Below are 12,025 nucleotides of genomic sequence, written 5' to 3'. Positions count from 1 at the left end.
GTTCTCCTCTCTTTCGTTGTTGTGATCAGGCTGGATTGGCAGGTACCCGGCGAACCGCACCGAGCCCGCGATGGCGCAGGACCTCGGCGGTGCCGGCGATGACGAAGGACACGGCCAGGATCACTGTCCCCAAGGCCATGACGGTCGGCAGCGACCGGGGAAAGCGCAGCTGGCTCCAGATGTAGAGCGGCAGCGTCGGCTCGGTGCCGGCGAGGAAGAAGACGACGATGAATTCGTCGAAGGAGATCAGGAAGGCGAGCATGAAGGCCGACAGCACGGCAGGCAGGCTGAGCGGCAGCATGACGCGCCGGAACGTCGTCCAGTCGGAGGCGCCGAGGTCGAGCGCCGCCTCGCGGACCGTCTTCGGGATGGCGGCGAATCGGCTGCGCATGATCACCACCGTCGTCGGCAGCGCCACCAGGATGTGGCCGAGCACGATGGCGATGCGTGATGGCCCGAGGCCGACGAGGTTGACAAGGATCAGCAGCGATATGCCGACGATGACGCCCGGAATGAGGATCGGCAGCCGCGCGATGGCGCTGATCGTGGCGGCCATCGGCGAGCGGCCGTAGAGATCCATGTAGGATACCGTGATGCCGCAGAGCGTCGCACCGGAGGCCGCCATGACGCCGATGACAAGACTGTTTTCGAGAGCGCCGGACAGCGCCGGATTGCCATGGAGTGTCGCATACCATTGCAGCGTAAAGCCCTGCAGCGGAAACGCCGCCTGGATGGAATCGTTGAAGGAAAACAGCGGGATCAGCAGGACCGGCAGATACAGGAAGACCAGATAGGCAAGTACGTAGAGGCCGAGCCAGCGCCCATCCTGTTTCGTGCTGATGCGCTCCGCTTTCATGTGCGGCTGCCAAATCTGCGGTCGGCGCCCCGGGCGACCAACACCACGACGAGGATGACCAGCATGACGCAGACCGAGAGCGCGGCTCCGAACGGCCAGTCATTGGCCTTGCCGAACTGCGCCTGGATCAACGTGCCGATCATGGTGCTGGCGGGACCGCCGACGAGCGCCGGCGTGACATAGTCGCCAACCGTCGGCACGAAGACGACGAGGGCCGCGGCCAGAACGCCGGGCATCGAATTGGGCAGCACGACGCGGCGGAACGAGGTGAACGGCCGCGCACCCAGATCGGAAGCGGCCTCGATCAGCGATTTCGGAATGGTATCCAGCGCCACATAGATCGGCAGGATGGCGAACGGCGCATAGGCATGCGCAAGCGTGACGACGACGGCCGCCGGCGTGTTGAGAAAGGCCAGCGTCGGCTCCGACCAGATGCCGCTTTCGATCAGCGCCGAGTTCAAGACGCCGTTGTAGGCGAGCACGATCTTCCAGGCGAAGACGCGCAGGAGATAGCTGGTCCAGAACGGCAGCGTCACCAGGAACAACAGCAGGCCACGCCGCCTGCCGGCATGGAAGGCAAGATAATAGGCGACGGGATAGGCGGTAACGACCGTGGCCAGCGTGACAAGCGCGGCGATGATCAGCGAGCGCAGCGTCACCGTCCAGTATAGCGGATCGGAAACCACGGTGAGGACATTCGCCAGGCTGAAACCGGTGCCGAGCAGTGAACCGTCATTGTTGCGGAAGGCCAGGAACAGCACGAGGCCAAGCGCAAACAGGATCAGCAGGAACGTGACAATCGCGCCCGGCAGCAGCATCGCGAGTCGGAAGCCCGATGAAGATCGGACTTCTGGCGCCTGCGCTGCAACGATGGCCGACATCGACCTGCCCACTTTTTGAAATCGACAGAGATTTTTTCATATTCATGAAACTGTCAAGCGGAATCACACTGGCTGTTGCGTTGATGCATTCATCCGTCGTGGGATAGACCTTTGACAGGAATCCGGTGAAAGTGCCGCGCCGATCCGGCAAGCGCATTTTCGATCTTTCGGAGGACCCAACGCCATGACGAACCTGACACATCTGCCCGCCGAAGGCCTGTTTGTCGGGCGCGCCAGGGGCAGTGACGCCTCGTATCCCCTGGTGGTCACGGTGCGTGACGGCACCGTCTTCGACATCACGTCGAGCGCGGCACCAACCGTGCGTGACGTCTGCGAGATGGCCGATCCGGCAGGGCATGTGCGCTCGGCCAGGGGCAAGCCGATCGGCTCGCTGGATGACATCGCGGCCAACAGTTTCGAGACTAGGCGCAATCCGGCAAAGCCCTATCTGCTTTCCCCGGTCGACCTGCAGGCGATCAAGGCCTCGGGCGTAACATTCGTCGTCAGCCTGCTCGAACGGGTGATCGAGGAGCAGGCACGCGGTTCGGCGGAAAAGGCCGACGCCATCCGCGCCGACATTGCCGGGCTGATCGGCCACGACCTTTCGAAGCTCAAGCCCGGTTCGCCCGAAGCGACGGAGATCAAGGCCAAGCTGATTTCGCGCGGTGCCTGGTCGCAATATCTGGAAGTCGGCATCGGCCCCGATGCCGAGATCTTCACCAAATGCCAGCCGATGGCCTCGGTCGGCTTCGGCGCCGATGTCGGCCTGCATCCGGTGTCGACCTGGAACAATCCGGAGCCGGAGATCGCCATGATCGCCGCCTCAGGCGGCAGGATCGTCGGCGCCACGATCGGCAACGACGTCAATCTGCGTGACGTCGAAGGGCGCTCCGCGCTGCTGCTCGGCAAGGCCAAGGACAACAACGCCTCCGCGTCGCTTGGCCCCTTTATCCGCTTGTTCGATGACACTTTCTCGATCGACGATGTCAAGCAGGCCGTGGTGCGCCTGAAGGTGGAGGGCGAGGACGGATTTTCGCTGGAGGGCGCAAGCTCGATGGCCGAGATCAGCCGTTCGCCGGAAGAACTGGTTGCCGCGGCCATGGGCCCGCACCACCAATATCCGGACGGGCTGGCGCTCTATCTCGGCACCATGTTCGTGCCATCGAAGGATCGCGGCGAAAAGGGCAAGGGTTTTACGCACAAGGTCGGCGACATCGTCACCATCTCGTCGGAGAAATTCGGCGCGCTGGTCAACCGTGTGCGGCTGTCGCCCGATTGCCCGCACTGGACCTACGGCGCCAGCCATCTGATGCGCGACCTGGCGAAGGCTGATCTTATCTAGCGGTTCTTTAAGCGGCCTTGGTCCCGAAAGGAAGCCATCGGTTGTGGAGCACGCAGCGTGCCGATCGTGGCCGCGACAATCCGTTCGGCTGAGCCTCGACGTCAATCATCAGTCTGCCGGAAAAAATCATCCCAACTGATGCAATCTGATGGGCCTGTTGATGGCGCTGCATCGGGCGCCAACTACATCTGCAGATGGAGGCTTGCCATCCGTCGAAAAAGGGAATGCTCTGGGGCATCCGAGCGGCGCTGGCAAAAGACGCAACCGGCTCAAGCCGGAACAAGGGACGGATCATCTTCAACCGGGAGGAAATCAAATGCTGAGAAGACTGAGACTTGTGCTCTACGGCCTGCTGGTCGCGCTGACGGTCATTCCGGCGGCGGCGCAGGCCAAGACATTCTACTGGATATCACATGGCGGCCCGGCCGATCCGGTCTGGACCTACTTCCTGGCCGGCGCCAAGCAATGGGCCAAGGACACCGGCAACACCGTCAATACCTCGTTCCACAATGGCGACGTCGCCTCCCAGCAGGAAGCGGTTCGCGCCGCTCTCTCCGCCAAAGCCGACGGCATCGTCACCACCAGTCCCGACCCGGGCAGCCTTGTCGAAATCGTAAAGGAGGCGCGTGCGGCCAACGTCCCGATCATCAACTTCAACACGCCCGATCCCAAGGCCAATTTCAACGCCTATGTCGGCGGCGACAACGTCACCTTCGGCAAGCACTGGGCGCAATACCTGGTCGACAAGGGCCTGGTGAAGAAAGGCGACTTCGTCTGGATGCCGGTCGAGATCCCGGGCGCCACCTATGGCGTCCAAGAAGAGGAAGGCATCAAGAGCGTCTTCGGACCGCTCGGCGTCACCTATGAAGTGACCGAGGCGACGCTTGACCAGGCCGAGGTGATCAACCGCATGGTCGATTACCTGACCGCCCACAAGGGCAAGGTGAAGGCAATCATCGGCCTCGGCGACCTGGTCACCGGCTCGATCAAGCGGGTGTTCGATCAGGTCGGCGTCAAGCCGGGTGAAATCCCGGTCGTCGGCTGGGGCAACTCGCTCGACACCACGCAGGAAGTGCTGAACGGCTATGTCAATGCCGGCCAGTGGCAGGATCCGCAGGCGACCAGCTATGTCGCGCTGTCGCTCGCCAACATGGCCGCGTCAGGCATTCCTCCGGGCTTCAACGTCATCACCGGCGCGCTCTATGAAAAGGACACCGCGACGGTCTACGACAAGATCCTGTCGGGCAAATAAACCGCGATCCCTGGCGCCGCACCGTCTCTGGCATGCGGCGCCAGATGTCCCCTTGCGCCGCGAGAGGCCTGCCCGATGCGGTGGAGATCGCGGCCCGTTCTAATCATGTCGCGGGTTCCTAGTGGAAAATCATTCGCCCATCCAACGCCTGATCGCGCGGTCTGAATTCGGACCCCTCGTCCTGCTCGTTGTCGAAATCGCCGTTTTCTGGGGCTTCAACCACGACTTCCTGTCGCCGCAGAACATTTCCAACACGCTGGCCTTCACCGTCGAGCTCGGCCTGATCGCCCTGGCGATGACGCTGCTGATGACGTCAGGCGAATTCGATCTTTCCGTCGGATCCCTGTTCGGCTTCTCGCCGGTGCTGATGTGGACGCTGTTCAACAGCGGCGTCACCTCGCTGGAAATGGGCTTCGTCATCGCGCTCGTGGTTGCCGCCTTGATCGGCCTGGTCAATGGCTGGTTCGTCACGCAGCTCAAGATCCCGTCCTTCCTGGTGACGCTCGGTATGCTGCTCGTGGTGCGCGGCAGCGCCCTTTTCATCACCGACGGTTTTCCGCAGCGAACCTGGAGCGCCGAGGGCAGCTGGCTGGCGGAGGCGCTGGTCGGCGACTTCTTCATCGGGCCGTTCCGCATCTACATGTCGCTGTTCTGGTTCATCGCCGCGGCGATCGCGCTCGGCTACGTGCTGACGCAAAGCCGGACCGGCAACTGGATTCAGGCGGCAGGCGGCAATCCCAGCGCGGCGCGCGCCCGCGGCGTCAATGTCAACCGCGTCAAGATCGGGCTGTTCGTGCTGTCGTCAATCATGGCCTCGCTGGCCGGCGTCATCTCCTCGCTGCGCACCTCCGCCGCCAACCCCAACAGCGGCACCGGCTACGAGCTTGAGGTGATCGCCATGGTGGTGATCGGCGGCACGGCCCTGACCGGCGGGCGCGGCACCATCATCGGCACCGTACTCGGCATCCTGATCCTGCGCGTGATGCGCAACGGCATCGTGCTGATCGGCGTGCCCGGACTTGCCTACAACATCTTCATCGGCGCGATCATCCTTGGCATGATGGCGCTCCACTCATGGCTGGAACGCCGGCATCAGGCAGGGACGTGAACCATGGCCGAGCCATTGATCCGCATGCAGAACATCCGCAAGTCCTATGGGCGCGTGCAGGCGCTGGTGGACGCCAATTTCCATGTCAATGAACGCGAGATCGTCGGCCTGCTCGGCGACAACGGCGCCGGCAAGTCGACGCTGATCAAGGTTTTGTCGGGAGCGGTGCCGCTGACCAGCGGCGACATCTTCATTCGCGGCAAGAAGGTCACCTTGCACAGCACCAGCGACGCCATCGCCCAAGGCATCGAGACCATCTACCAGGATTCGGCGCTGGTCACGCAACTGTCGATCGCACGCAATTTGTTCCTCGGACGCGAGCCGATCAAGCCGCCGCGTTTCCTGAACCGCATGGATCAGGACGCGATGAACAATGTCGCCCGCGACCTGCTCAAACAGGTCGGCATCTCGAAGAACATTCCGCCGACGACGCCGATCGGCTCGCTGTCCGGCGGCGAGCGCCAGGCGGTGGCGATCGCGCGCGCCATGCATTTCGACAGCGACCTCATCATTCTCGACGAGCCGACCAACAATCTTGGCGTGGCCGAAACACAAGGCGTGCTGAGCTTCGTGCGCAACGCCCGCGATTCCGGCCATTCCTGCATCTTCATCGCGCACAATATCCACCACGTCTTCCAGGTGGTCGACCGCATCGTCGTCATGCGCAGGGGCAAGGTGGTCGCCGACGACATCGATCCGAAGACGACGACCGTGGCGGAAGTCGAGCGGATCATCACCGGCATGTCGGACAAGGAAATCCGCGACGCCATCGCCGACGGCAAGCCGTCGCATTGAGGACGGGCGGAAGCCGTCATGTCGAAGCAGCCGAATGCGCATCGCGGTGATGGGTGCCGATCACCTGTCGCTCAGATCGCATCGCCTGTCACGTCGGATGTCACATGGCTTGTCTGGCGCACCATCGCATCGGCGCATAGGGTTGCGGCATGAAGGCCACCGTCTCTGATATCGCCAGGAGTTGCGGGCTCTCGACCGCGACGGTCGACAGGGTGCTCAACAACCGGCCCGGCGCCAGCGCCGCCAACCGGCAGCGTGTCATGGAGGCCGCCAAGCAGCTTGGCTATTTGCCGGTCGCCGATCAGGTGACGCTTCCCTCCAGGCCTGCAAACCTCGAATTCTTCCTGCCGATCGGCAGCAACGCCTTCATGCAGGATTTGGCAAGGCACATCGAGGACTATGCGTCGCGCCTGCCGCTGGTCGCTTCCTGCCGGATCCACAATCTCGCCGGCATCGCGCCGAACGCGCTGCAGACTGCCGTCGAAAATCTGTCGCTAAGGGCCAATGGCGTCGGTGTCATCGCCATCGACCATCCACGAACCCGCAACATCCTGCGCGACATCGTCGACGCCGGCATCCGCCTGGTGACGCTGGTGTCCGATATCCCGGCCGCCCCGCGCTCGGCCTATGTCGGCATCGACAACCGGGTGGCGGGGCGAACGGCGGCACTTTTGATGGGGCGCTTCCTCGGCGGCCGCGAGGGCCATCTGGCAATGGTCGTCGGCTCGCGCTCCTATCGCGGCCATGAGGAGCGTGAAATGGGCTTTCGCTCCGTGCTTGGCGAGGAATTTCCCAACCTCACCGTGACCAGCGCCGTCGAGATCAACGACGAACCCGATGCCAGCTACGCCGAGACCATGAAGGCGCTGCACAACGAACCTGAACTGCTCGGCATCTATTGTGTCGGGGCCGGACGCTCCGGCGTTGCGAAAGCCATCCGGGAAGCCAGGCCCAATCGCAAGCCGGTGTTCATCTGCCACGACCTCACCAAGGAAACACGCGGCTATCTCGTCGACGATCTCGTCGACGTCGTCATCGACCAGAACGCCAGGCTGATCGCGGAACAGTCGGTGATCCGCCTGCTCGGTTCCATTGCGTCATCGGCGCCCTACCTGACGCGGAAATTCATCGAGCCGCGCCTGATCTTCAGGGAGAACGTGCCGGTTCAATAGGTTAGCGCGCTGGAGCAAGGCCGCTTTGTTCGGATTTGTAGGAGGATTGGTGGGTGGTGCGGCAATTCTGCACACCTGCTATGCAACTTTTATGGTTGCCGAATCATTGGGCAACTCGTAGGTTCTGGTTGTCGGCCATCTACTCCTCCCAGATGCGATGCCGGCGCTGAGTGGGGTGCACCTCCTCCCGCACCACATTCGAAATCGAGCCCGCTGCCACCTCCTCCCGGCAGCGGGCTTTTTTCGTTCAACCAGCAGGATTGTAGGACCGCCTGCGTCAAAGCGGCGCCAGGCATCGCCTCATCATACGATGGGCAAATCATCAGCAGCCAAGGCGGAACTCAACCGGCGGCAGTGCCCCTGAAGGAAACGATCAGTCCTTCGGCCATGCGCACGAACTGCGCGCTCGGGCCCTCTGTGCCCACCGTCTGCACGCTGACACGCGCGCCCTCGAACAGCAGCGACAGCGTATCAGCCAAAAGCTCGGCCTGGCCGATGCCGGCATCCCGGCAGAGCGCCACGAGACGCTCGCGCTGGGCTTCCTTGAGTTCCTTGATCACGCGCCTGGCCGGATGGTCGGGCTCAGTCAGTTCCGCGGCAGCGTTGGCCATATCGCAGCCGCGGCCATCCGCATTGAGCATTGCAGCCGCCTTGCGAACCCATGCATGAAGCTGGGCGAGCTTGTCGCCCGGAAATTCGGCCTCGAATGCTTCCCACATCGCGCCGGCCTTGGACGCATTGGCGCGCAGGCATTCGACGATCAGATCGTCCTTGGATTCGAAGTGACGATAGAGCGTCATCTTGTTCGTGCCGGCAGCTTCGGTGATGGCGTCGACGCCAACACCCTTGATGCCATGCTTGTGGAACATGTCACGCGCCGTCTCCAGGATCCGATCCCGGGGACGAGGGCGCTCCACGACGCCGTCTGTCATCATGCTCTCCTTTCGTTTCCAAAAAACCCTCGGCCACCTCTTGACTAGGGTGTTACCGGTCTGTAACTTCCAGAATGTTACTTACTGGTAACACCTATGTCGCCCGTCGTCAATCAAAAGGCCGTGAACTGGTCTTGCCAGTGAGACGGGGCCAGACTGAGACGGGTGAAAAACTGCCAATCATGCGGCCTCGGCCGGTGAAGAGATGAAAAACGGTTCGCGAGCATGGGCTGCGAATCGACAGACAAGGAGCCGGCCAATGCCACAGCGCCGCGATCTTACCATAGATGAGGCCGTCCGGGATCCGATGATCCGGCTGGTCATGAAGGCAGATGGGGTCGACCCCCGCGCCTTCGAGAAAATGCTTCGCTCGCTTGCCGATGGGCAGCATCGCGAGGTGCCGTTGCTGCGTTCACGCGAAGAGAACCGTGACGGACGTGGCCAGTTATCCAGGGTTGCCAGTGCATTCGGCAGGGCAAGAGCAGCCGGCGAGGCATGTGTGTCGTGGTAAACTTCTTCATTCACCGTCCGATCTTCGCCTCGGCGATCGCCATCATCATGGTGCTCGCCGGGACGATCTGTTATTTCCTGCTGCCCGTCTCGCAGTTTCCCGACATCACGCCGCCGCAGGTCGTGGTCAGCGCCCACTATCCGGGCGCCAGCGCGCAAGTCGTGGCCGACACGGTGACGACGCCGCTGGAGCAGCAGATCAACGGCGTGCAGGGCATGACCTACATGTCGTCGACGAGCTCCAACGACGGCTCCTCGACCATCACCATCACCTTCGATGTCGGCTATTCGCTGAGCACCGCCGCCGTCGACGTCCAGAACCGCGTCTCGCAGGCGGCCTCGTCGCTGCCGGCGATCGTCAATCAGGGCGGAGTGACGATCAAGAAGCAGAATCCGAACTTCGTCCTGATCGTCAACCTGACCTCGCCTGACAAGTCCGTCGATCCGGTGGCGCTGTCGAACCTCGCCTATCTGCAGGTCGTCGATCCGCTGAAGCGTCTGCAAGGCGTCGGTGACGTGCAGATCTTCGGTGAACGGCGCTATTCGATGCGCGTCTGGCTCGATCCGGACAAGCTCGCCAATCTCGGCATCACCGCCGTCGACGTGCAGAATGCCATCTCCGAGCAGAACGTCCAGGTGGCGGCCGGCAAGATCGGCCAGTCGCCGGCGCCCGGCGGCACCGCCTTCGAAATGCAGGTCAACGCCGTCGGCCGCCTGAGCGATCCGAAGGAATTCGGCGACATCGTGGTGCGCGCCAACACCGACACCGGTTCGCTGGTGCGGCTGCGCGACGTCGCACGCATCGAGCTCGGCGCGCTGCAATATTCGTCCTCGGCCTTCTTCGGCAAGGACCCGACCGTCGTGCTCGCCGTCTACCAGATGCCCGGCTCCAACGCGCTCGACCTTCAGCAGCGCGTCAAGGACAAGATGCAGGAGTTGTCGGCCCGTTTCCCGAAGGGCGTCTCCTACGCCATGCACTATGACACGACGCGCTTCGTCTCGGCGTCGATGCATGACGTGCTGATCACGCTCGGCGAAGCCCTGGTGCTGGTCGTCGCCGTTGTGTTCATCTTCCTGCAGAGCTGGCGCACGACGATCATCCCGACCATCGCCATTCCGGTGTCGCTGGTGGCGACGCTTGTCGTCATGGAGATGCTGGGCTTCTCGCTCAACATGCTCTCGCTCCTCGGCATGGTGCTGGCGATCGGGCTTGTCGTCGACGACGCCATCGTCGTGGTCGAGAATGTCGAACGACAATTGGAGGCCGGGCTGAAACTGCTGGCGGCGACCAAGGCTGCCATGGCCGAAGTCACCGGTCCGATCATCGCCACCACCGCCGTGCTGATGGCCGTGTTCGTGCCTGTCGCCTTCATTCCTGGTGTTTCGGGGCGGCTCTATAATCAGTTCGCGCTGACGGTGGCGATTTCCGTCGGCATCTCCGCCTTCAACTCGCTGACGCTCAGCCCGGCGCTGAGTGCCGCTTTCCTGCGCCATCGCCAAAGCACGCAGTTCGTGCTGTTCCGCTGGTTCAATACGGGCTTCGACAGGCTGTCGCATGCCTACGCCCATGGCGTGCGCTTCCTCATCCGCCTGCGCTGGGTCATGCTCGGCCTGTTCGCGGCCGGACTGGTCGCAACATACTTCGTCTGGCAGCGCCTGCCGTCGACCTTCCTTCCGGTCGAGGACCAGGGCTATTTCTTCGTCGTCATCCAGTTGCCCGACGGCGCGTCGCTGGAGCGCACCGACGCGGTGGCCCAGAAGGCGCGCGACATCCTGCAGTCGACGCCTGGCGTAGACATCGTCGGCTCGATCAGCGGCCTGAACTTCCTGACCAGTGCGGCGCAGTCGAACTCGGCGGTCGAGTTCGCCATCCTGAAGCCCTGGGAGGAGCGCGGCCCCGACCAGAGCGCCTCGAAGCTGGTTGCCGACGTGCGCGGCAAGCTGATGCAGATACCGGAAGCTTTCGCGCTCTCCTTCGATCCGCCCTCGATCCCAGGTATTGGTACCACGGGCGGCTTCGAATTCGTCGTCGAGGATCTCACCGGTCGCGGCAGCACGGCCCTCAACGATGCGACGCAAGCCGTGATCGCCGAGGCGCGCAAGCAACCGGAAATCAATCCGCAGCAGCTGTTCTCGCCGTTCTCGACCTCGACGCCGCAGTTCAACTACGACCTCGACCGCAGCAAGGCCAAACTGCTTGGCCTCAACCTGCCCGACGTCTTCAACACGCTGCAGATCTATCTCGGCTCGCTCTACGTGAATGACTTCAACCTGTTCGGTCGCACCTTCCGGGTGACCATCCAGGCCGACAAGGATGCACGTGCGGGTGCCGCCGACATTTCGCGGCTTTATGTGCGCAACGCTTCCGGCGGCATGGTGCCGCTCAGCACGCTCGGCAAGCTGGTGCCTTTCGTCGGGCCGGAAACCGTACCGCACTATAACAACAACGCCTCTGCCTCGATCAATGGCGGTGCCGCACCGGGCTTCTCCTCGGGCCAGGCGGTCGCCGCCATGGAACGGGCGGCTGCCACCGCCCTGCCCAGGGATTTCGGTTTCGAATGGACCGGCATCACTTTCCAGGAGCTCAAGGCAGGATCGATCGCGTCCGTCGTCTTCGGCCTCGCCATCGTCTTCGTCTTCCTGATCCTGGCGGCGCAGTATGAGAGCTGGGCGATGCCGTTCATGGTGCTGCTGGCGGTGCCATTGGCCTTGTTCGGCGCCTTCGCGGCCCTCTGGGTGCGCGGCATGCAGATCGACGTCTATTCGCAGATCGGCTTCGTCATGCTGATCGGCCTGGCTGCCAAGAATGCGATCCTGATCGTCGAGTTCGCAAGACGGCGGCGCGAAGAGGGCCTCAGCATCGTCGAGGCGGCAATGGAAGCCGCGCGGCTCAGGCTACGGCCGATCCTGATGACGGCCTTCGCCTTCATCCTCGGCGTTCTGCCGCTGATGTTCGCCACCGGCGCCGGTGCCGCAAGCCGCCAGTCGATCGGCACCACCGTGTTTGGCGGCATGGTCGCCGCGACCATCCTGTCGCTGGTGTTCGTGCCTGTCTTCTACGCGGTCATCGAACAGTTGCGGGAACGCCGTGAAGGCGGCAAGCCCGCCTCCAAGCACACTGAACCAACTGCCGAACCCGCCTTCCCTCCCCTGGCGGAAGCGGCCGAATAAGATTGG

10 protein-coding genes are annotated in these 12,025 nt (G+C 63.0%); 7 read left to right on the top strand and 3 right to left on the bottom strand.

Annotated features, from left to right (window positions below; translation table 11 throughout):
* Positions 1–25: 25 nt before the first annotated feature.
* Together JT360_RS23975 and JT360_RS23970 are read right to left on the bottom strand one after the other, a co-directional pair.
* A complete protein-coding gene (locus JT360_RS23975; RefSeq protein ID WP_214474654.1) occupies positions 26–856 on the bottom strand; it encodes an ABC transporter permease in 831 nt (276 codons plus the stop codon).
* On the bottom strand, positions 853–1,737 hold the full coding sequence (locus JT360_RS23970) for an ABC transporter permease (RefSeq protein ID WP_214474653.1): 885 nt from the start codon (positions 1,735–1,737) through the stop codon (positions 853–855). The genes JT360_RS23975 and JT360_RS23970 overlap by 4 nt, the downstream gene beginning before the upstream one ends.
* 184 nt (positions 1,738–1,921) lie before the next feature.
* On the opposite strand from JT360_RS23970, the gene JT360_RS23965 reads away from it, so the two are divergent.
* The 5 genes from JT360_RS23965 (at position 1,922) to JT360_RS23945 (ending at position 7,406) form a co-directional block, all read left to right on the top strand.
* Positions 1,922–3,079, top strand: a complete 1,158-nt coding sequence (locus tag JT360_RS23965) for a fumarylacetoacetate hydrolase family protein (RefSeq protein ID WP_214474652.1) — start codon at positions 1,922–1,924, stop codon at positions 3,077–3,079.
* A 316-nt stretch (positions 3,080–3,395) separates the two neighbouring features.
* A complete protein-coding gene (locus JT360_RS23960; RefSeq protein ID WP_214474651.1) occupies positions 3,396–4,331 on the top strand; it encodes a substrate-binding domain-containing protein in 936 nt (311 codons plus the stop codon).
* A gap of 121 nt (positions 4,332–4,452) precedes the next feature.
* Entirely contained in the window at positions 4,453–5,439 is a 987-nt protein-coding gene (locus JT360_RS23955; RefSeq protein ID WP_214474650.1) for an ABC transporter permease, read from the top strand.
* Between the two features lie 3 nt (positions 5,440–5,442).
* The gene (locus JT360_RS23950) at positions 5,443–6,234 is read left to right on the top strand and encodes an ATP-binding cassette domain-containing protein (protein WP_214474649.1); all 792 of its coding nucleotides are present in this window, start codon (positions 5,443–5,445) and stop codon (positions 6,232–6,234) included.
* A 149-nt stretch (positions 6,235–6,383) separates the two neighbouring features.
* Positions 6,384–7,406, top strand: a complete 1,023-nt coding sequence (locus tag JT360_RS23945) for a LacI family DNA-binding transcriptional regulator (protein WP_214474648.1) — start codon at positions 6,384–6,386, stop codon at positions 7,404–7,406.
* Positions 7,407–7,747: 341 nt separating this feature from the next.
* On the opposite strand, the gene JT360_RS23940 is transcribed toward JT360_RS23945, so the two are convergent.
* Positions 7,748–8,338, bottom strand: coding sequence for a TetR/AcrR family transcriptional regulator (locus JT360_RS23940; RefSeq protein ID WP_214474647.1), 591 nt, complete (start codon positions 8,336–8,338; stop codon positions 7,748–7,750).
* A gap of 259 nt (positions 8,339–8,597) precedes the next feature.
* Here JT360_RS23940 and JT360_RS23935 point away from each other — a divergent pair, with 259 nt between their 5' ends.
* Together JT360_RS23935 and JT360_RS23930 are read left to right on the top strand one after the other, a co-directional pair.
* Positions 8,598–8,849 carry a hypothetical protein gene (locus JT360_RS23935; protein WP_214474646.1) on the top strand — a complete coding sequence of 84 codons (252 nt, stop codon included), beginning with the start codon at positions 8,598–8,600 and terminating at the stop codon, positions 8,847–8,849.
* On the top strand, positions 8,843–12,019 hold the full coding sequence (locus JT360_RS23930; RefSeq protein ID WP_502845487.1) for an efflux RND transporter permease subunit: 3,177 nt from the start codon (positions 8,843–8,845) through the stop codon (positions 12,017–12,019). Before JT360_RS23935 ends, JT360_RS23930 begins: the two co-directional genes overlap by 7 nt.
* Positions 12,020–12,025: the final 6 nt, after the last annotated feature.

The sequence above is a fragment of the Mesorhizobium sp. dw_380 genome, assembly GCF_018588885.1.
Lineage (GTDB): Bacteria > Pseudomonadota > Alphaproteobacteria > Rhizobiales > Rhizobiaceae > Mesorhizobium.
Note: the sequence above shows the minus strand (reverse complement) of the source record. Positions and strands in the feature narration are given on the sequence as shown.